Here is a 20,018-nt window from a genome sequence, read left to right on the forward strand (position 1 = left end):
AGAAAAATAACCTGAATCCATCAGAAAGCTTACTTTTGGGGATTCTTTCACAGGCCCCCATTCTTATGGAAAACAACACCTCTATATACAGGGGTCATGCTGTAGCAAGCGTTATGTTTATTGGTGGGCAGATGGCATTTACAGCAAGGTTCGCATGGACGATAAGCTGTGCCTTCTAGTGATTATTGGTGTCCGAGAGCGGATTAAAGGAACTTGTCGCCGTTTGTGATGGCTATCGGGAATCAACGGCTAGCTGGGAAAAAGTGCTGTTAAACTTACGTCAACGCGGCCTGCCTGCAGCACCTAAATTAGCGATTGGGGATGGTGCCTTAGGGTTTTGAGGAGCGATAAGCAAAGTTTATCCAGAAACCCGGCATCAACGATGCTGGGTGCACAAAACAGCTAATGTGTTGAACAAACTCCCCAAGTCTATGCAGCCTAAGGTGAAAGCTTCGCTACATGAGATTTGGATGGCTGAAAAGCGGGAAGATGCCTATATTATCCTATAAGCCTGATTGATTTCAATCAGGCTTATAGCTTGTTACATTTAAATTACATTGCTCCTTATCAGAATACTCAGCACGTAATTTTGCAATTATTTCTCCTGCAGGTTGCGCTCCCCCAAGCCCATGATGTTTCTTGTCATACAATGTTGTATCTATTGCAGTACCAGAAGAGGAGGTTTTAAATAATACCGGTCCAATATAATCGAAATTAAACTCAGGATTATTTTTTAATAACTTTTGAGCATTTTTCTCTGTAAGTTTAAGATTGTATTTATTAAAAAAGGGGATATTCGAAAGTGTCTTTTTTGTCCAATTACTTGCCAAAGCATTAGCATGCAATTCCATTAATAATCTAACTTTATTAAGATTGCCAATATTATGTAGCATTTTTTATCTCTTACAACTGTAATTTTAGTAAGGATATAATATAACGATGTAGCGTTAAACGCTATGCCTGTTTTGATTGCAATTCTGTTGCATTTGTGGGTGATCATTATATTATTTCAATAAAAATGATTAAAGCGGTTTGCGTATTGAGCTCTAACTGGCGTTCTGGATTTTGATCAAAGCTTCTGACTCGAACTTTAGCTTACCCATTTTCCACTCACCGGATATCCTTAACAAAAATGTCAGATTGAACTCTATAACTTTTTTAATAAATATGTCAGCAAATAATACAAAGCTATTTTTCTGACAGTGTTTTAAGGCCTTTGCCTGACATCAGGTTAGGGTATACCCTAGTGATAGGCAGCATTAAAAACTTGATTGTACTTTGCTGGCAAATAATCAACCAAAAATGTCTTGAGGATTATTTTTTCTTGTTGCCCGCCGACTTCTAGATTATTGTTGCCTTAAGGTGAAATAAAAAGGATTTTTCTGCGATGATAGTTGAACATCATGATATGGACGCAACGACTGATAACGCATTTGAAACGCTTATAGAAAAAGGACAAACTTTTGTTGATAAATCCCGGTTTCTTCGCTGGATAGATGGCGCGGGGATTAACATCCTTATGTGCGGAGAAGGGTGGGGGAAGTCTACAAATCTCTCTATGCTCCGTTCTTTTTTATCAAATCATGAGCCGCATCAAAGTGAATTATTTAAGGACTTAGCCATTAGTCGGCAAGGGGCTTACGGCAAATTTCAAGGCAAATACCCAGTGCTTTGGCTCGATTTTTCAAAACTTGGCTATGGCAGTACTGAAAAAGAAATAAAAGACGACTTGGTTGCTTCTGTTAGGAACTTGTATCAAAACTTTGAGCTAGAGCCGCCCAAAGACTTGGCTAGCAACAGATTACCAAGAGAAGTTCAGCGGCTTAGTGTTACACTCCGTGAGCGCTTTGGTTTACAACCAATTTTAATCATTGACGACTATGATAAACCAACCCGAATTGCTCACTATGGTGGTTTTTACCAAGCAATTAATTCGATTATTGAAGGCCTGTTGACTGCATGCTTAAAAAATACCGCTTACGTATGCCAGGCATTTTTAATTGGGCAAACCCGACCTGGCGATAAGCAAGTACCAACTAACTTTAATAATTTTAGCTTATACAGTATTTTTGATAGAAAGTTTCAGGGTATTTTTGGTTTTAGTCAGGAGGAAGTGAAAACGCTTTTTACCGCTCATAACCAAACCCTGGCAGAAGAGGACTGGCAGCAGCTTTCTTTGTGGTATGGCGGCTATTATGTTGCAGGTAAAGAATATTATAACCCCCGCTCGATTACTTGCTATTTAAATCAACTAAAGCTCGGCAATGCAGAGTTTAAGCCGTTTTTATCAAGTGAAAGCCCTTTTTTCAAAACCCTTTCTCCAGCAATTGTTACCCAATTAGGCAGCTTACTGAAAAACAATGCGGCAACGATTCGTCTAAGAACCGATGTATTTTCTAATTATTATCCAGGGAGTGAGGCAAGTGAAGCAGTCATGTTAAATCGATTGTTGTATAGCCAAATTTTAACGCCTACCCAAGCCACAAGTGATTTTGATAGTGGTGACTTCATTGAGGTAAAGCTTCCTAATCAGGAAATAACCTATTTTATTAAAAACCTTTTAGTCATGCATTATCAATGGAACGAAAGCTGTTTATCTAAAAAAGAGGTGATGACGTTCATTGGACAATATTTAACAGAAAATCCCAAGGCATCAATGGATGCAATTATTGAACTGGGCGCACTTGTCCATCAAAACAAATTCATTGAGGCGTCTGCGATGGTTAACACACTGAAAGCTAATCAAACCAATAACTGTTCTACTCAAGATAAAGACGATTCAGTAACATTGAGCCCGATTAGAATTTTAACTAATAATTCGCTCGGCTCTCCTATCCATTCTAATCGTAATAGTGCATTAATGATTGAGCAAAAAGAACAATCATTTCTTCCTTCTATGCAATAACCAGTACAGCGAAAATATATAACAACTTTCATAAGGCCTGGTTAATGTAAAAACCAGACTTTTCTTGCATAATTGTGCGGTACTCGCCTTCTTAAATAAGCTCAAAAAATTACCCAACCTCCTGGTTAAGCCGAAGCACTTTAATCATGACTAAACCATGTCTTTCCAGATACAAAATTAGGGATTAGCACTTACGGATGAAGTGGGAACCACAGGCTCAACCTTTTGATAATCTACACCATCAATTTTAATGGTATTACCATCACGTTCCACCATAAACCCTTCATAGTCCTTATCATCAATGGTAATTTTTAATTTTAAGCTTTTTTTATCGTTGCCAAATTTAAATTTTTGAGCCATAGCGCTACTTGCAAGAGATTTCCATGTTTCAACGCCATCAATTTCCATTGAGTAAGCGCCTTTTGTATGCACCTTCCTTGTTTTAGTGTTGATATATAAATTGCCATTAAAGGTATTGATATCAAATGCTTTTCTACTGCCTAACATAATCGCTCCTGAATGATAAATAATTAGTGTGTATCGTAAAATAAGCCCTTTTCAATTTCAATTGATATTCAATCTTTCATACGACTCAATCTTCATAAAATTATAATGTAATCATTTGATTATCTCTTAAATTTACAGGCATAAGCGATTAATTTGCGCAAGCTCTCCATTAATTGCCCATGCTGGTAATTTAAAGTAATATATCACTACCATCTTAATGATAATTAAATACTTTAAGTAAAAACCAAGGAAAACCATGAGAAATTATACTGAAAGAGATAGACAAAATGTCATGAATGAATTCGTTCAAACGCTTAATGCTTGGCCTGGCAGTCAACAATTTCCCACTCTCTTGCAAAGTGAAGGACCTCGCCAGGCTGTTATTAGTCATATCAGAGCAGGTATAAGCGCTAATGAAATAAATTTAGAACTAATAAAATTAATTATAAAAAATAATCATTTTAGTAAAGAAGAAAATGAGGAATTTTTTTCTACATGCTTAGCTTTACTAATCCAATATTATTATGAGAATGTGCTACACGGTAAGCCCGTTGATTTCAAATTCCCCATTGAGAAAAAAACACTTAACTTGAGTGAAAATCGGTATCGATTTGAAGCAAGATTTGCGGGTGAAATTTATCAAAATCTCACCTCCACTTCTGAGCGTGATTCAAATAACGGTCCTTCATTGTAGTCATTTTTTTAAGTTAGTTTTTTTGTACCTGGTTTGGTTAATAACTTTTCTTCTATCTTAAAGCACCACTGATAAGTGGGGCTTTAAGTTCTAGCCTATCTTTACATAAATCAGACTTATTAAAGTTACTGAACTCAAGGCTCCATAATATGAACTTCAAATACAGACCAACTATGTTTGTAATTTCAAGCCTATAAGATTACTATTCAGCTCCCTGTTATTAAGCTTTTAGGAGCTGTATTTATGAAAAAAACTGTATTAATTACTGGTGCTAATCGAGGAATTGGTTTAGGCCTTGTTAAGGAGTTTTTAAAAAATGATTATCGAGTTATTGCAACCTGTAGACAACCATCAAAAGCTGAGCTGCTTAATGAGATTGCGAGAGAAAACACTAGTCTGCACATCTATCAGCTCGATGTGAATTGTGAATCTGATTTCATTAAGTTAAAACAAGAACTTAAAGATATCGGTATTGATACATTAATTGCTAATGCAGGTATCAAAGGCTATGACAATCCTGAGCGCCGCACAATGGCATTTTGGGAATTCACTAGCAAAGAAATGAATGCGGCCTACGAAACAAATGTTACAGGCGCACATATGACAATTAAAACTTTTTTACCTCTTGTCAATCAAAGCCAAGACAGAGCCATTTTTGCTATGGGCAGTGGTATAGGCAGTATTGCTGATAACCAAAGTGGTGGCTCAGCTCCCTACCGCTGTAGCAAATCTGCTTTACACCAGCTGATTGAAACAGTAGACCGTGATTGTCGCAATAGTACTACTTATTCATCGATTATCGCAGCAACATTGATCCCTGGCTTTGTGAAAACTGATATGGGTGGTCCTAACGCTCGGTTAACGGTTGAGGAATGTTGTTCACGCCTTTATCAGCGCATACAAGAAGTTATTGAAAGCCGAGAAACTAACAAATTAATCATGCATGATAGATCTGCCATGCCGTTTTAACTAATTTCTCTATGGGCTTGTTCCGCCTATTGAACAAAATGCAATGGGTGGATCAGTAAATAGATTAATAATTATGAAAACTATTAATACCGTATTTAGCGCTTTTGCAGTATAGAATTATTGGACTTTGGTGTTAAGAAAAATCCTCTCGAGCTTGGAATAGATTATTTTAATCAATCAGCAGATATTGTATCGACTTCCAAGTCCATAGTTAATGGCAGTGAGAACCCCATTGAGTTCCGCATTAACAAGGACCACAGACCGCTTTTTCGAGCTCAAACTTTTCAACCAATGACCACTTTTTTTCATTTACAGAATATTTATCACGACGGATGGACAAAACATCCTGTTCTATATTTAAATAAGGATTTAGCGATCGCATAAGCCCTATTGCTTTCGAGGGACTCATGGATATTTTAACAACAAAACGATCTATTTCATAATTAAGATGCATCTTCTCAAGCATACCATCGATCTGCATTTCGCTAATAATCTCTCCAGATCCCGCGCTACGTTTAAAACCATGCCCTAAACAAGCTTTAAACTCATCCATAGTTAAATTAGAAACCGCATCATTACTATAGACGAGGTAACAGGATTCTTCTTTCGCAGGTGGAAACAGGATGGCTGAGCAATTAAATTGCTTTTCTTTTTCGGCCTTTACTTCTTTAAAGTCTTTCATCCCTAACACTTCCTAATAGTTTATAAAATTTCGTCGGAATAGCTTAAAATAAAATTAACAATCTGTCGATGATTTGGCGAGTATCAGATTAATTGCGCCATTGAGGAAAAACATTGAAAATTAATTCACCGAAGGCTGTCGTTGTATCAATTGCGGGCATCTGGGAGCGCCAGGATGACTTCATGCGTGTTTGCAAAAAGCTTTTAAAGGAAAGGGCTTACCCGCTCTGAACTTGCAGGGCCTCACCCCTAAACGCGCGATAGAAACCGATTACGCGGCACCGGATCGGCTGGCATTGATCAATTCGTAAATCCGATAACATAACCATTCGGCCGCATAATGTACAACCATGACACTGCGATAAGGAAAGGTATGGCTTTCCTGTTTTTCCTCTCCCTGAAGATGATAAGTAATTGTAATCGTTGTATCACCGCCATGCTGTTGCCCAGACCAGTATTCCTGCAGTCCATCAATTCGAAAAGCAAAGTCGGGGTTAGCGTGTGTGGTGAAACTCAGGACGGAATAATTTGCGGGTTTTTGAATTAAAGTCTGTAACAGTCCGCCGGTTGCATTATCCTGAATCAGAACTGACTGATGCCAGGCAGCAAGCGCTTCTGCCAGCTTTTCAGACGCCTTTTGCTCTACAGAGGCAATAATATGCGGCGCCAGCAAGGGGGCGACAATCGCTGTAATCGTATTGAGCAAATCTGCCTGGCAGCGTACCTTGCACTCTACGTAGGGTGTTTCCAAACGGTAACCGGTTACGCAATTAATGTCTTTTAGCGCATCATCCAATTGTTGAGAAATCTGTGCCTCAGCAACTCCAAATACGCGCCATTTTAACACTTGGGTTGAATCGTGTTGCAGCTTCTGTACTATCGGCAATACATGGTTATTGAACATCGGCATACATTCCCGCGGCGGCCCGGGAAGTAAAATGTACAGATGTTCCTGATGCCAATAATAACAACCCATTGCAGTGCCATTCGGATTCGGCAGCAAAACAGCATCTGCCGGAAATTTGGCTTGTTGCCGGTTCCCTTCAGTTAAAGACATGGTAGTGCGTAACAGGCGGTTTTGTATATGCTCAATCGCCTCTGGAAATTCTACCAGTGGTTGATTAATGAACCGACTCAAAGCATAACGGGTGCGATCATCAGACGTTGGGCCCAGCCCCCCGGTGATGAGAATAACCTGATGTTGAGCGGCGAGATAGGCAATACTGCTGTAAATTTCATTTTCTTCATCGGTACATGACATATGCAGGCCGACTGTTAATCCTTCTGAATTCAGGGCATGTGCCAATTGATATCCATTAGTATTTAAAGTATCGCCGTAAACGATTTCATCACCGGTGGCCAGTATTGCTATTTTCATGAGAAGCGTCCTCCAGTTTTATTGCGCCGCGGCGCTGAATGTGATTTTCGCCGGGCTTGAATTGAATTCCCCAGAAAGAATAAACAGGCCTGGCGCCAGACAGATAACGGCCGTCAGCTAGTACAAAAGGTTGTTTTGAAGCAAGTACCAGATAATCGTCAGTAAACCATTGGAAAATGGCAAATTCCCGCATTAACGTTGGGGAGCTCTGAACAAAGGCTGGTAATTCGTTGTTGAATAACGGAAGCCTGGCAACAGGGGTTAACTGGCTGGCTTTATAAAGTGGGGTATAGACGTCTGCAACGAATAAATCTTTACCGGCCTGACCTACCAGTCGCCAATGCGTTGAACTCGCCAGCTTTGGAAAAGCGCGGACACGCGTCAAGTGCAGGTTATTAGCGGCGCTATAGTGATAACCTGCCGTAAGGGCGCGCTGGTGTTGAACCGCGTTAAAAGCCAGGAACAAGGCGGCAAAAACCAGGCTGATAATAACGCCTTTGCGGCTGCTAAATACAATAGTCCAGACAATGCCTATTAATAGAATAATGGTAAATAGCGGATCGACAATTGAAACAATATCCCAGCTAATTCGAACATTGGAAAAAGGCCAGTATAGCTGTGTGCCATAAGAGGTAAAAGCATCCAGCAGTCCGTGGGTTGCATAACCGATTAACGCAGCGCCCAGGGTATATCCCCATTGGACGCGGAAACGCTTAAAGAGCAATAGAATCAGGGTAACAATGATTGCTCCAGTGGGTATAAAGATTAGCGAATGGGTAAAACTGCGATGATAAAGCATGGTGAGCAGCGGCTCTTGCTTTGAGCTAATCAAAACATCCAGATCTGCGGCCATCCCGGCCAATGCGCCTACCAACCAGGCATTGCGCGGATCTTTATGGTGTAACCCGGCTTGGGCGCAGGCTGCGCCCAATACTCCTTGTGTAATCAAATCCATAGTTTATACCTGTTTGATAACCATCTGTGAACAAGGCATTGGAACAGATTCTTGTTCTAATGATATTTTAATTGTTTCTTGTAAATTGTTTTTTATTGTACTGCTATCTTTGGTATCGGCCCAGGCGCTAACAAGCAATTCAACAGCTGAATCGGTAATGTTATTAACGGTAACCGAAGGTTTGGGTTCAGCTAATACACCCGGACAATTCGTTGTCGTATTAAACAGCAGATTTTTGACTGTAATCAGATCAGCGTTATAGGCCACAGGTATTTTTAAATCAATCCGACGGGTAGTAAAATAGCTGAGATTGGTAATATCGGCTTTCATCATTGCTTCATTGGGTATACGTACCAGCCTGTTATCCGAGGTTTTGATTTTAGTGGATAGCAAATCAATGGAATCTACAATGCCGCTTATGCCTTTCACTTCAATATTATCGCCAATCTGGAACGGGCGTTCGAATAACATAAAGATACCGCTCACCAGATTGGATGCTGCAGTTTGGGACGCAAAACTGATTGCTACGGTAAATACCCCTGCTGCTCCTAATAATACGCTTAAATTAAAGCCTAATTGCTGTAAACCAGCGATAATAAACAGTAACAGGGTGATATAAAAAACGAAACGGCTGATAAGCATGACATGATGCGGCGAAAACCGGTTAGCCATTGTACGTTCAAGCAGGCGGCTGAATCGCTGGGCAAAAACATAACCGACAAGAAACAATCCCAAGGCATAAAGAATATTGATAAATTTTGCAGTATGAAAAAAACTCATTAGATACTATCGATAATTCACAAGCCTTTATTCTGGCCTTTAGCCGTGATTACGTCAAGTTGGCAGAGCGCAAGGGCTCAAGGTTTATTTCTGTTGAGATGGAGTGTTGGGCTTTACAGCCCATAGCCGTCAAGCTAAGGAATTAAATTTCTATATTTCACAATATCGTTCGGGCTGAGGAAGCGCTTTAGCGCTGTCTCGAAGCCTGTGGTACAGTGCCACGCCTTCGAGACAAATGCTCCGCATTTTCCTCAGGCCGAACGAATATGGACTGTAAAACACATAGCAGTCAGTTAAGGAATTTTGTACATTTACTATTCTAATTTCCTATGTACCTGGCATAGCTTGACGGCTATGGGCTGTAAAGCCCAGCATTCGTTTAGCCGCCCTGCTCTTCTTCTTTTAACTCATCAATCAACTGCATCAGGTCATAGCACAGCTGCTTTGTGCCTTCACCGCTGATTGCCGAAATGGCAAAAACCTTATCCTGCCACTGTAAACCATCAACAATATACTGCGTCATCTCTTTCCGTGCTTCCTCATCTGGCAGCATATCCATTTTATTCAGCACCAGCCACCGCGGCTTACTAAGCAATTCGGCGTCATACTCTTGCAATTCATTAATAATGACTTTCGCCAATTCTACCGGATCGCTGCCATCTACCGGCATCACATCAACCACATGCAACAGCACACAGGTTCTTGCCAGATGCTTGAGAAAACGGTGGCCAAGGCCTGCGCCTTCCGCAGCCCCCTCAATTAATCCTGGGATATCAGCCATAACAAAGCTTTTATGAGGTGCAATGCTTATCACACCAAGATTTGGATGCAAGGTTGTAAAAGGGTAATCGGCAACTTTTGGTCTTGCACTTGAAACTGCGCGAATCAAAGTTGATTTGCCTGCATTAGGTAAACCAAGCAATCCAACATCAGCCAATACTCTCAGCTCAAGCTTCAAACGGCGAGCTTCGCCAGGTGTGCCGGGACTGGTTTGGCGTGGTGCGCGGTTAATACTGCTTTTATAGCGGGTATTGCCAAGTCCATGGAAGCCACCCTGGGCAACCAGTAAACGATCGCCATCATGGTTGATATCGCCTAACAACTCACCGGTTTCATAATCATAAACCATGGTGCCTGTTGGAACATGGATGATTAAATCTTCACCTTTTTTGCCAGTACAATTGCCGCCCATACCTTGCTGACCATTTTCAGCCTTATAATGGCGCTGATAACGAAAATCAACCAGCGTATTCAGCTCACTATTCGCCTCAAGAAAAATACTGCCGCCATCACCGCCGTCGCCGCCATCCGGGCCGCCGCGTGGAACAAATTTTTCCCGTCTAAAACTCAAACAACCATGACCACCATTACCGGCTTCAACATTAATGATTGCTTCATCAACAAATTTCATTATTCACACCTAAAAAAAAAGCCCCATGACGGGGCTTATGCCCGAATCCGTTTATACAACGGACCGCGGCATGTCGAATTTAATTATTCTTCGACAGCAACAATTTTAACGTATTTACGTTTTTGAGCCCCTCTAACGACAAAGGTAACATATCCAGCAACCAATGCGAATAAGGTATGATCACGACCTACTCCAACACCTTCACCGGCATGGAAACGGGTACCACGTTGACGAACAAGAATTTCGCCAGCATTTACCAATTGACCGCCAAAGCGCTTAACGCCAAGGTACTTAGGATTCGAGTCGCGGCCGTTGCGTGTACTACCGCCTGCTTTCTTATGAGCCATTTCTTTCTCCCGATTATTTGCTTACCGCAGTAATTTTAACTTGCGTATAGTATTGTCGATGACCCATTTGTTTCATGTGGTGCTTACGACGACGGAATTTGATGATTTTAACTTTTTTGTGGCGGCCATGGCCAACAACTTCAGCTTTCACTGCAGCTTTAGCAACAAACGGGGTACCACAAGTAATTTTATCGCCATCGGCGAGCATGAGTACATCACCAAAACTGACTTCACTTCCTACATCAGCAGAAAGCAGTTCCAGTTTGATAACATCGCCCTCTTTAACGCGATATTGTTTACCGCCCGATTTAATTACCGCATACATAGCTAATCTCCAAGTCGCCTAATTGGCTTTCACAAATTCAACAAAGTGGCATATTCTATGAAATTACGGCTAAGACTTCAAGTCGATTTTAAAATTATCTCTATTATTGCTTTGTATCGGACAATTTTTTTTATTCCGTGTGGCTGGGTCGTTCCGACCCAACATTACCAATTTTCAGTCACTTTTCAAGCCTGAAGCGCTCAAAATTGAAAATAGCATTTTGAAGTTTGGCAACTGTATTATATAATGCCTCGCCTTTTACAATTTTATGTGCTTGCCCTGGTCGCGGGATTAAGCGTGAGGCAATTACCTATTTTCGGAGATTTTTAATGTCTACAATCGTTTTAGAAGCAGAAACAAGAAGTGATATAGGGAAAGGTGCGAGCCGCCGCCTACGTCGTCTTGAAAATAAAGTTCCAGGTGTTCTTTATGGCGGCGACAAAAAGCCGGTATCCATTCACCTGCCGCATAATAAAGTTATCAAAGCCCTGGAAAGCGAAAGCATTTACTCCAGTATTTTTGATCTGAAAATTGATGGTAAAACTGAGCACGTTATTTTAAAAGCGCTGCAACGCCACCCATACAAACCAGTTGTTATGCACATGGATCTGCAACGCGTATCTGCAAAAGATATTCTGATTAAGAAAGTGCCTGTTCATTTTATCAATGAGCAAACTTCAAAAGGCATCAAAGCGGGTGGAATGATTAACCACACTATGACTCAAATCGAAATCCGCTGCCAGGCCAAAGACCTGCCAGAATTTATTGAGATCGATATGAGCAGCGTTGAGCTGGATGACGTTGTCCACTTATCGGATCTGAAACTGCCAAAAGGCGTACAATTAACCGTTGATCTTACTGATGGAAGCCACAATCTGCCAGTAGTCAGCATTCACGCGCCAAAAGGTTCTGCTTCTGATGAAAGCAGCGAAGGATCATCTGCTGAAGAAACATCAGCAGAATAAAAAAGATAATCTTTTTCAAGAGGCGGTCATCCGCCTCTTTTTTTATGCTACTATTTAGCCACAGATCCGGCTTTTCAGCGAAATTTTAGATTCAGAATAATATGACGATCAAATTAATAATCGGCTTACGCAACCCAGGCTCGGCTTATGAACACACACGCCATAATGCCGGTGCATGGCTCGTTGAAGCATTGGCTCAGCGTAACAGCGTCAAATTTAAATTAGAAAAAAAACTGCATACTGAAGTTGCTGGCCTTGAGCTAAACAATCAGGCATGCCGGCTGTTGTTACCCACTACATTTATGAACCAAAGCGGCCTGCCAACCCGAGAGGCCGCGCAGTTCTATCGCATAACCCCTGATGAAATCCTGATCGTGCATGATGAGCTGGATTTGCCAACAGGAAGAATGAAACTGAAAACAGGGGGCGGCCATGGCGGACATAATGGCTTGCGCAGTATCATTGCCTCATTGGGCAGTAGTGATTTTCATCGTCTGAGAGTCGGAATTGGCCATCCGGGACATAAGGATCTGGTACATAATTACGTCCTGGGCAAACCCGGCCAGAGCGACAGGCAACTGATGCATGACGCGATTGATCGCGCTATTGCCGTCATGCCAACTATTATATGCGGTGATCTGGCAGCAGCCATGAACACCTTAAACTCTTAATTTTATCGAGGTAGTTATGGGATTCAAATGCGGAATCGTTGGTTTGCCTAATGTGGGAAAATCAACCCTGTTTAATGCGTTAACCCAGGCAGGTATTGAAGCGGCAAATTATCCGTTTTGTACGATTGAACCGAATGTCGGCATTGTCACCGTGCCTGATCCCAGGCTTGATGCTTTAAGCGCAATTGTCAAACCTGAACGTGTGGTTCCTACTACCATGCAGTTTGTCGATATTGCCGGTCTGGTGAAAGGCGCCGCCAAAGGCGAAGGCTTAGGCAATCAGTTTTTGGCCAATATCCGGGAAACCGATGCGATTGCCCATGTGGTACGTTGTTTTGAAAATTCTGATGTAATCCACGTCGATGGCAAGGTCAATCCACTCAGTGATATCGAAGTTATTAATACTGAACTGGCGCTGGCTGACATGGAAAGCGTGGAAAAAGCGCTGATGAAAGTTCAGAAAACCAGCAAAAGCGGTAACAAGGACGCAATTCTGGAAAAGCAAATCCTTGAAAAAGTCAAAGCGCATCTTGATGAGGGTTATCCAGTTCGCTCGCTTGAACTCTCGCAAGAAGAAAATACTATTATAAACCGCTTATTTTTGTTAACTGCAAAACCCGTACTTTATATTGCGAATGTTGATGACAATGGCTTTGAAAACAATCCATTATTGGATCAGGTGAAAGAATTTGCCAAACAGGATAACGCCAGTGTAGTTGCGTTAAGTGCGGCAACTGAAGCTGAAATTATTGAGCTTGATGAAGCCGACAGAGAAGAATACATGGCTGATATTGGTATGAGTGAGCCTGGGCTTAACCGTGTTATCCGAGCCGGCTATGAACTACTGGGCTTACAGACTTATTTCACTGCCGGGGTGAAAGAAGTACGGGCATGGACCGTTGAAAAAGGCGCTACCGCGCCCCAGGCGGCAGGCGTCATTCATACTGACTTTGAGAAGGGCTTTATTCGCGCAGAAGTCATTGCCTATGATGATTTTATTGCGCTGAAAGGCGAGCAAGGCGCGAAAGAAGCTGGAAAGCTTCGCCTGGAGGGTAAAGAATATATAGTTTGTGATGGCGATGTCATGCATTTCCGGTTTAATGTATAAATAATTATACAATTAGGGCTATGTTGAAATTAATTGTAGCTTGAAAAACCATTTTCTGAGATAATAAAAAAAATAAAGAAATTATGATGTAGGTTGGGTCGTTTTGACCCAACAAAATTTTTTATCAAGCACTCCAGACCGGAAAGTGATTGAGATTACTAATGTTGGGTCAGAACGACCCAACCTACACTTCATACAAAAAAATTGTCCTGTACAAATGTTGGGGTCGGAACAGCGCAACCAACATTGAGAGAGTATTTGGTAGGAAAAATGACATGGAAAATGTGTTAATCTGTTTAATTCTTCTGCTTATATTAGTTGTAGCTGGCATCCTGTCACGAGCAGCCCCCTCTTTCCCTGCGCCTTTAATCCAAATCATCCTTGGAGCAGCAACAGCCACCTTTTTCCCTACTTTCCATGTTGGCTTTAATCCTGAAGTATTCATGCTGCTGTTTATTCCTCCACTGCTTTTCAGCGACAGCTGGCGCTTCCCCAAACGGGAATTTTTGATAAATTCACGCGCAATTATTATGCTTTCGATCGGCCTGGTATTGTTCACTGTAGCCGGGATGGGCTATTTTATCCATTGGCTGGTTCCCACAATACCATTAGCGGCTTCGTTTGCCCTGGCTGCAGCATTATCGCCTACCGACGCCGTAGCTTTAAAATCAATGACCGCTAAATCCGGTATTCCTGACCGAATTAAACATATTCTGCAAGGCGAGGCGTTACTGAACGACGCCTCGGGTCTGGTTTCATTTAAATTCGCTATCATAGCATTGCTCACCGGTTTCTTTTCGCTCACCGATGCCGCAGTAAGCCTGGTCATTATCGGCGCCGGCGGTTTGATTACCGGTATGGTGCTAACCTACTTGTTTATGGCGGTTTTGGGTCGGCTGAATCATACTCGGGATGATGAAACGACTATTGATAATCTGTTGTTATTACTATTGCCCTATGCAGCCTTTCTGGCTGCCGAACGGCTTGGATTTTCCGGCATTCTGGCTGCAGTCTCTGCCGGTTTTACTGTTGATAAGGCAGGATTTCTTGATAAAACCATGGCAAATATGCGGATTGAAGGCCGTTTTGTCTGGGGTCTGTTGGAAGTAACCCTCAATGGTATTGTCTTTATTCTGTTAGGGTTGTATTTACCCAACTCACTGGTTTTAATTGAGCAAACGGGAACAACTTTTGCCGAGTGTGCAGTCATTATCTGCATCATTACCCTGATGTTGATTGGTTTTCGCTTTTTATGGATTTATCTGACTTTACCATTTGAAGCCCTGATTGCCCGCCGTATGCATACTTCCTGGCAATTCCCCAATTTAAAAATAGTTACCGCTATAGCCTTTGGCGGTGTACGCGGCGCTATTGCGCTGGCAGCAATTTTATCGCTGCCGGCCTTTATGCCTGACGGTGCGTTTTTGCCGGTCCGCGATTTGTTAATTGCTATTGTAGTTGGGGTGGTATTATGTTCGCTAGTGCTCAGTACCGCCGTATTGCCACTGATCTTACCCGGTTTGAAAAATTTAATCAGCCATTCCCCGGAAGAAGAAGAAAACGACGCCCGTATTTATGCTGCTCAAGCCGCCATTCGTGCTATCCAGGCTAAAACTGAAGCCTTGATGAATGGTTTATCCGACTCTGAAACCAAACTATGTGAAGAGATTAGCCATTCGCTGGTCGCAACGCTTAACCAATTTATCGAAGCATCCAGCTCGGGCAATGACAGCGCGAGAAAAACCAGTATCAAAGCGCTTGAACTTGAGGAAACATTACGGCTGGCAGGCCTTGATGGCGCCCGCAAAGAGTTACGTGCGCTACGCCGTCGGGGAGAGATTAATAATACCACTCTGGTTTCGGTCATGCATCGGCTTGATCTAAGGCAGATATCATTGCTCAATGAGCGTAAAAAATCTATCGAATCTATATGATTCCTGCCTCAACCAGATCATTTACGCCCAATCAAACACGGGTTGCTAGCCATAATTCGGGCATGCAACTCACTGATCATCCCTTCGCCATGAAAACCGCCATTAATCATTTCATTAGAGTTAATATAGCTTATTCCCACTGAAAGCCCTGCTCCAATATCATATTCCGCAATCTGATCCACTGCTTGCTTCATCCGGTCCAAAAGAATCAGGCAACCATCCTGGTCAGTCATTGGCAATAAAAAGAGCATCGTATCATCCAGCCGGGTTGACAGATCGCTCTCGCGAAAAATCTGACGCAGATTTGTAAAAAAATGCCCCATTAAACGCTCGGTATTTACTACCCCCTGCTGCTCCACCAACTCTTTTTCATTGGTAATCTGTAAAGTCATTACACTGAAATAAACCATGCTATACCGCTCAGCCAATTTCACTTGCCAATTGACTATCGACATAAAGGCAACATAATCCACAACCTTGAAAAAATGATCAAAATTGCGGTATATCCCTTTTTCAATTCCGCGCACCAGATATTCCGAACGCCGGGTAATGGCATAGTCATACAATCGGCGCGAACCTAATTCATCCTGAGTACTACTCTTGTTACAGGCCAGGCAAACAATATCAATTTCACTATCGGCAAAAAAATGGCCGCAGCTATTGCAAAGTTTATCCTCAAGCGGTTTTTCATAATCAATACCCAACTCCAGCAACCGGGTATTACAGCGACTGCAGATTAATCGCTCCTGCCGCAGGAACTCAGGTACTGGACCAATTTTTCCGCAAGAGAAACAATGGACAAAACGTTGTGGTTTGATATCAATTGAATGGCAACTCGGACAGCTGCTTTTCATATTAAGCAACCCGGATTCACAATTGGCGCAGGTTTTTATCTCATCCACAAGCGTGACCGGCGCGAGCAAATCACGCATCGCCAAATCCTGCAAAAATGTCCAGCTGTCAAAATGCGGTTGATTCGGAATTAACACGGACAATAGCGGATATTCAAGCGCATAGCGCGAAAAATGGCTGACAAATCCCTTTAACTTTAATTCACCGCGCGAATAGAGATAAGTTAACAGAATACTTTCCTTATCGGCGCTACTCAACATCGACAAGGCGATATTCCGTGTACGCTCATGAATTAAAGCAGCTTTCTGCATCATGCCTGCATCAGCGGGACCATCAAAAATATCTCTAAAATGGGGTCCGACGTCACCATGATAAAATACTGGCGTAAAGCGATATTCGGGAATAGCCCTCAAAGCAGCCATCTGATTTAACCAGCTTTGGCCCTCGCGTTTTGATAAAATCACGGCATAAGGAGAAGTTTCCGGTAATTCATTGAGAGTGCAGGCTTTTTCAACCTCCAGCGGCAAGTAAAGCTCGTCATCAACATTACTTATCACCCAAACGCTTTGTTCGCTCATTGATTACACCCCGCCTGCCCAAGAACCTGTCTTTGCGAGCGTAGACGCAGCTATCCACTTATTCGCAAAAAAGGCTTATTAAAATTTCGACACAGAACCTAAAAGCTATTACTTATGATTGTAGACTATCTTCAGGATGATTTTATAATGCTGCCTTGACTTTAAGCGCTCCCCCCCTTAGCATGCAGGGATTGAATGCTTGAGGAAAAACAATGACAGTGAACCGTTTGAAAGAGCTTGTCAGTGACGACTTCGCTGCTGTAAATCAGTTGATTATTGATAAGATCCAATCACAAATCGGTTTGATTGACGATTTATCGCATCATATAGTCCAGAGTGGTGGAAAACGCCTGCGTCCCTTGCTGGTGCTATTATCCAGCCGGGCCTGTAATTATAAAGGCGATGCTCATATCGCGCTTGCCGCCATGGTTGAGTTCTTTCATACCGCAACTTTATTACATGACGATGTGGTGGATGAATCAACCCTCAGGCGCGGTCGTGAAACTGCCAATGAAATATGGGGCAGCAAAGCAAGTATTCTGGTTGGTGATTATTTGTTTACCCAATCAGTACAATTGATGGTTAGCGTGAATAATCTGCCCATTATTCGCCTGCTTGCCGACACATCGCATCAAATCAGTTGCGGAGAGGTAAAACAGTTAGTTAACCGCCATAATACTTCATTATCTATTGACGATTATCTTGATGTGATCCACGCTAAAACAGCTATTCTGTTTGCCGCATCAGCCAGTATTGGCGCTCTACTGAGCGAAGTTGGCGAGAAAGTTGAACAAGGGTTGTATCAGTACGGCATGCATCTTGGCAATGCCTTCCAGCTTATCGATGATGCGCTCGATTATTGCGGCGATGCTTCAGCAATAGGTAAAAATATTGGCGATGATCTGGCTGATGGCAAAGCAACCATGCCCTTATTACACGCCTTGAAACATGGAACACCGGCTCAACAGGAATTAATCAAAAAAAATCTGGTTGCCGGCAGTCTGGATAATTTACCGGATATTTTAAAAGCCATTGAACAAACAAAAGCAATTGAATATACTCAGCAACTAGCGAATTCAGAGGTTGATCAGGCCATTTCCTGCCTTCAGGTCTTGCCAGAAAGCCCTTACAAGCAAGCTCTGATTCAACTTGCAGAGTTTGCAGTCAGCCGTACATTTTAAGGATTTCGGAGTGTAGCTCAGCCTGGTAGAGCACTGCCTTCGGGAGGCAGGGGTCGCAAGTTCGATTCTTGTCACTCCGACCAATTATATGCAAGATCATTTAATAAGGAGTGTTGGGCTTTACAGCCCAACCCTCCATTACTCTTATTTGATAACAGTCTTCACACTTTCATTTTGCAGCATTGTCTCAATCTTATTCATACTACGATCCAAACCACTTTTGGTGAAAAGGCCGTAGACTTTATTAAAACTGCTTTCTACATGTCTGTTGTTTGATCTCGTTGACTTAATCAATTCCCTCATCTTATCAGCAGTTAAATCTGAGTTCCCTATATTATTCAGCAAGTCATCTGCCAATTTTACTTTTTGGCTGGTTAATGTCTTGTTACGAAATATGCGGCTTATCAGACTTAAACTAACTGTGTTATTTTTAACTTCTCCACGCGAACGCTGATAAGAGTTTACTTCATCTCTGATTTTTTTGATCAAACCAGCTGACAAGGTATCGGCTTTAGCGCTATGTTCCGGCAATGCTGGTACAGTATCTGCGTTTGCATCTTTTTCAGACGATGCAGCTTTTTTACTGTCGCTAAATACAAATTTTCCCGGCAATAAACCCTCATCACAGAGCTTCTGAGCTGTTGTATATGCCATAGCTGACGTTAAGGCTGGTTCAGTCGCCAGTTTGGGAATTTCCTGTTCACGGAATTTTAAGAATCGAGCGGTATCAAATAAGCATCCAAAAGCCATTACTTCCATTGCCATTTTATGACCCGGATTACGATAATGATCGTTTTCATGATATTCTTTCAAACGTTCCGCTGTAGCAATATTCTGGTCTTCAGATGCGGCATCCCTAAAATGATACCCCATGGAAGATAAAAATCGGACAGTCCAATCGTAACGCGTATCCGTAAAATCGTCTTTACCAGTACAAGATTTGACTAAAGAAAATTCCGTGCCGTTATATTTATGGATATTAAATGTGACTCTTTTTGGAAAAAGGCCTAACTCTGCAAAAGCGATGACACTTTTGATAACATTCGGGTTATCATCATAAAAATCAATAACAATATCGTCTTCAGGATTTAAAACACATGCGCGTTCAATATGGGCATAGATTATGCTGCCTTTATCTTCATTAAATATTGATTCCGCATGCTCTATTTCTTCCTCCTGTCCAGCCACATACTCTTGCCTTAAAATAGCTCGGTAGCTATCCCCGGCCGCATGATTCCGTTCCTGGATTGGGCGAACAATGCCCTTTTTCTTTTTCGATTTACCGTAAATATCAGCCATCAAAAATGGATCGAGAACAACTTCACAATTATCCTCCTGTAATTGCTGTTGCAGATAGCTTTGAATTAAAGGAAGAACTGAAGAGAGAGAACCGCCGCGATAATGATTATCTCGATTGACAAAAAAATCTTGCCGGTTGGTTCCATAGGCGACAACTATTTTGCCATATTTCTTGGCTCGGGCATCGTTAATAATACGGTCTAAGAACTCTTTGTTATCCTTTATTAACCATTGCTCATGTGACTCATTATTGTATTCCCTACGAGCGAATGGATGTAATAAACAACCATCGAGATCAAACAATTTTATATTAACTGCCATAGCAACACACCTTGTGATTAAAATTCAGGCTATCTTAACAAAATATTATTAACTTATTATTAAGAGGAATTTTATCCTTCTCGAACCTCTTTGTGCCGGACAAAAAATGGAAGCAGTGAGTTTTTTTAAGGAATAACTCGCTGAAACATAACGTTTT

At 41.9% G+C, this 20,018-nt stretch carries 19 protein-coding genes, 1 tRNA gene and 1 pseudogene; 10 read left to right on the top strand and 11 right to left on the bottom strand.

Translation table 11 applies throughout. The annotated features are described in order from the left end of the window. Window positions 1–106: 106 nt before the first annotated feature. Window positions 107–494: pseudogene (locus ACFORL_RS10830) on the top strand (transposase); the annotation flags it as partial. 27 nt (window positions 495–521) lie between these two features. Here ACFORL_RS10830 and ACFORL_RS10835 read toward each other — a convergent pair. Continuing rightward, complete coding sequence (locus ACFORL_RS10835) at window positions 522–893, bottom strand: hypothetical protein (protein ID WP_382343898.1); 372 nt, start codon at window positions 891–893, stop codon at window positions 522–524. 494 nt (window positions 894–1,387) lie between these two features. On the opposite strand from ACFORL_RS10835, the gene ACFORL_RS10840 reads away from it, so the two are divergent. Then, entirely contained in the window at window positions 1,388–2,905 is a 1,518-nt protein-coding gene (locus ACFORL_RS10840; protein ID WP_382343899.1) for an AAA family ATPase, read from the top strand. A gap of 177 nt (window positions 2,906–3,082) precedes the next feature. Here the strand turns inward: ACFORL_RS10840 and ACFORL_RS10845 are convergent, their stop codons facing one another. After that, the gene (locus ACFORL_RS10845) at window positions 3,083–3,412 is read right to left on the bottom strand and encodes a hypothetical protein (protein ID WP_382343901.1); all 330 of its coding nucleotides are present in this window, start codon (window positions 3,410–3,412) and stop codon (window positions 3,083–3,085) included. 256 nt (window positions 3,413–3,668) lie between these two features. On the opposite strand from ACFORL_RS10845, the gene ACFORL_RS10850 reads away from it, so the two are divergent. Together ACFORL_RS10850 and ACFORL_RS10855 are read left to right on the top strand one after the other, a co-directional pair. Then, entirely contained in the window at window positions 3,669–4,106 is a 438-nt protein-coding gene (locus ACFORL_RS10850; protein ID WP_382343903.1) for a hypothetical protein, read from the top strand. Between the two features lie 243 nt (window positions 4,107–4,349). Further along, window positions 4,350–5,075, top strand: coding sequence for an SDR family oxidoreductase (locus tag ACFORL_RS10855; RefSeq protein WP_382343905.1), 726 nt, complete (start codon window positions 4,350–4,352; stop codon window positions 5,073–5,075). 244 nt (window positions 5,076–5,319) lie between these two features. Here ACFORL_RS10855 and ACFORL_RS10860 read toward each other — a convergent pair whose 3' ends face one another. The 7 genes from ACFORL_RS10860 to rplU all read right to left on the bottom strand — a co-directional run bounded on the left by ACFORL_RS10860 (window position 5,320) and on the right by rplU (window position 10,952). Beyond that, on the bottom strand, window positions 5,320–5,757 hold the full coding sequence (locus ACFORL_RS10860; RefSeq protein ID WP_382343907.1) for a hypothetical protein: 438 nt from the start codon (window positions 5,755–5,757) through the stop codon (window positions 5,320–5,322). 270 nt (window positions 5,758–6,027) lie between these two features. After that, the gene (locus ACFORL_RS10865) at window positions 6,028–7,134 is read right to left on the bottom strand and encodes a competence/damage-inducible protein A (protein WP_382343909.1); all 1,107 of its coding nucleotides are present in this window, start codon (window positions 7,132–7,134) and stop codon (window positions 6,028–6,030) included. Next, a complete protein-coding gene (locus ACFORL_RS10870; RefSeq protein ID WP_382343911.1) occupies window positions 7,106–8,089 on the bottom strand; it encodes a metal-dependent hydrolase in 984 nt (327 codons plus the stop codon). Before ACFORL_RS10870 ends, ACFORL_RS10865 begins: the two co-directional genes overlap by 29 nt. Before the next feature lie 3 nt (window positions 8,090–8,092). Continuing rightward, entirely contained in the window at window positions 8,093–8,869 is a 777-nt protein-coding gene (locus ACFORL_RS10875; protein WP_382343913.1) for a mechanosensitive ion channel family protein, read from the bottom strand. A 379-nt stretch (window positions 8,870–9,248) separates the two neighbouring features. Next, entirely contained in the window at window positions 9,249–10,280 is a 1,032-nt protein-coding gene (gene cgtA, locus ACFORL_RS10880; RefSeq protein ID WP_382343915.1) for an Obg family GTPase CgtA, read from the bottom strand. Between the two features lie 83 nt (window positions 10,281–10,363). Beyond that, entirely contained in the window at window positions 10,364–10,627 is a 264-nt protein-coding gene (gene rpmA, locus ACFORL_RS10885) for a 50S ribosomal protein L27 (RefSeq protein WP_382343917.1), read from the bottom strand. A gap of 13 nt (window positions 10,628–10,640) precedes the next feature. Next, entirely contained in the window at window positions 10,641–10,952 is a 312-nt protein-coding gene (gene rplU / locus ACFORL_RS10890) for a 50S ribosomal protein L21 (RefSeq protein ID WP_382343919.1), read from the bottom strand. 329 nt (window positions 10,953–11,281) lie between these two features. Between rplU and ACFORL_RS10895 the strand changes: the two genes are divergently transcribed. The 4 genes from ACFORL_RS10895 (at window position 11,282) to ACFORL_RS10910 (ending at window position 15,630) form a co-directional block, all read left to right on the top strand. After that, complete coding sequence (locus ACFORL_RS10895) at window positions 11,282–11,917, top strand: 50S ribosomal protein L25/general stress protein Ctc (protein WP_382343921.1); 636 nt, start codon at window positions 11,282–11,284, stop codon at window positions 11,915–11,917. Between the two features lie 101 nt (window positions 11,918–12,018). Then, window positions 12,019–12,588 carry an aminoacyl-tRNA hydrolase gene (gene pth, locus ACFORL_RS10900; protein WP_382343923.1) on the top strand — a complete coding sequence of 190 codons (570 nt, stop codon included), beginning with the start codon at window positions 12,019–12,021 and terminating at the stop codon, window positions 12,586–12,588. Between the two features lie 16 nt (window positions 12,589–12,604). Continuing rightward, entirely contained in the window at window positions 12,605–13,696 is a 1,092-nt protein-coding gene (gene ychF / locus ACFORL_RS10905; RefSeq protein WP_382343924.1) for a redox-regulated ATPase YchF, read from the top strand. 275 nt (window positions 13,697–13,971) lie between these two features. Continuing rightward, on the top strand, window positions 13,972–15,630 hold the full coding sequence (locus ACFORL_RS10910) for a Na+/H+ antiporter (RefSeq protein WP_382343926.1): 1,659 nt from the start codon (window positions 13,972–13,974) through the stop codon (window positions 15,628–15,630). Between the two features lie 17 nt (window positions 15,631–15,647). Here ACFORL_RS10910 and ACFORL_RS10915 read toward each other — a convergent pair whose 3' ends face one another. After that, window positions 15,648–17,060, bottom strand: a complete 1,413-nt coding sequence (locus tag ACFORL_RS10915; protein ID WP_382343927.1) for a TackOD1 domain-containing metal-binding protein — start codon at window positions 17,058–17,060, stop codon at window positions 15,648–15,650. Between the two features lie 212 nt (window positions 17,061–17,272). On the opposite strand from ACFORL_RS10915, the gene ACFORL_RS10920 reads away from it, so the two are divergent. Both ACFORL_RS10920 and ACFORL_RS10925 read left to right on the top strand, forming a co-directional pair. Then, the gene (locus ACFORL_RS10920; protein WP_382343929.1) at window positions 17,273–18,241 is read left to right on the top strand and encodes a polyprenyl synthetase family protein; all 969 of its coding nucleotides are present in this window, start codon (window positions 17,273–17,275) and stop codon (window positions 18,239–18,241) included. A 6-nt stretch (window positions 18,242–18,247) separates the two neighbouring features. After that, window positions 18,248–18,324, top strand: a tRNA-Pro gene (locus ACFORL_RS10925). A 61-nt stretch (window positions 18,325–18,385) separates the two neighbouring features. Here ACFORL_RS10925 and ACFORL_RS10930 read toward each other — a convergent pair. Further along, window positions 18,386–19,861: a hypothetical protein gene (locus ACFORL_RS10930; protein WP_382343931.1), complete on the bottom strand. Its 1,476-nt coding sequence runs from the start codon at window positions 19,859–19,861 to the stop codon at window positions 18,386–18,388. Window positions 19,862–20,018: the final 157 nt, after the last annotated feature.

The organism is Legionella dresdenensis, from assembly GCF_042649825.1.
Taxonomy (GTDB): Bacteria; Pseudomonadota; Gammaproteobacteria; order Legionellales; family Legionellaceae; genus Legionella_C; species Legionella_C dresdenensis.

Coding starts and splice junctions, on each gene's coding strand:
- ACFORL_RS10835 (WP_382343898.1), bottom strand. CDS start 893: ATGCTACATAATATTGGCAATCTTAATAAAGTTAGATTATTAATGGAA.
- ACFORL_RS10840 (WP_382343899.1), top strand. CDS start 1,388: ATGATAGTTGAACATCATGATATGGACGCAACGACTGATAACGCATTT.
- ACFORL_RS10845 (WP_382343901.1), bottom strand. CDS start 3,412: ATGTTAGGCAGTAGAAAAGCATTTGATATCAATACCTTTAATGGCAAT.
- ACFORL_RS10850 (WP_382343903.1), top strand. CDS start 3,669: ATGAGAAATTATACTGAAAGAGATAGACAAAATGTCATGAATGAATTC.
- ACFORL_RS10855 (WP_382343905.1), top strand. CDS start 4,350: ATGAAAAAAACTGTATTAATTACTGGTGCTAATCGAGGAATTGGTTTA.
- ACFORL_RS10860 (WP_382343907.1), bottom strand. CDS start 5,757: ATGAAAGACTTTAAAGAAGTAAAGGCCGAAAAAGAAAAGCAATTTAAT.
- ACFORL_RS10865 (WP_382343909.1), bottom strand. CDS start 7,134: ATGAAAATAGCAATACTGGCCACCGGTGATGAAATCGTTTACGGCGAT.
- ACFORL_RS10870 (WP_382343911.1), bottom strand. CDS start 8,089: ATGGATTTGATTACACAAGGAGTATTGGGCGCAGCCTGCGCCCAAGCC.
- ACFORL_RS10875 (WP_382343913.1), bottom strand. CDS start 8,869: ATGAGTTTTTTTCATACTGCAAAATTTATCAATATTCTTTATGCCTTG.
- cgtA (WP_382343915.1), bottom strand. CDS start 10,280: ATGAAATTTGTTGATGAAGCAATCATTAATGTTGAAGCCGGTAATGGT.
- rpmA (WP_382343917.1), bottom strand. CDS start 10,627: ATGGCTCATAAGAAAGCAGGCGGTAGTACACGCAACGGCCGCGACTCG.
- rplU (WP_382343919.1), bottom strand. CDS start 10,952: ATGTATGCGGTAATTAAATCGGGCGGTAAACAATATCGCGTTAAAGAG.
- ACFORL_RS10895 (WP_382343921.1), top strand. CDS start 11,282: ATGTCTACAATCGTTTTAGAAGCAGAAACAAGAAGTGATATAGGGAAA.
- pth (WP_382343923.1), top strand. CDS start 12,019: ATGACGATCAAATTAATAATCGGCTTACGCAACCCAGGCTCGGCTTAT.
- ychF (WP_382343924.1), top strand. CDS start 12,605: ATGGGATTCAAATGCGGAATCGTTGGTTTGCCTAATGTGGGAAAATCA.
- ACFORL_RS10910 (WP_382343926.1), top strand. CDS start 13,972: ATGGAAAATGTGTTAATCTGTTTAATTCTTCTGCTTATATTAGTTGTA.
- ACFORL_RS10915 (WP_382343927.1), bottom strand. CDS start 17,060: ATGAGCGAACAAAGCGTTTGGGTGATAAGTAATGTTGATGACGAGCTT.
- ACFORL_RS10920 (WP_382343929.1), top strand. CDS start 17,273: ATGACAGTGAACCGTTTGAAAGAGCTTGTCAGTGACGACTTCGCTGCT.
- ACFORL_RS10930 (WP_382343931.1), bottom strand. CDS start 19,861: ATGGCAGTTAATATAAAATTGTTTGATCTCGATGGTTGTTTATTACAT.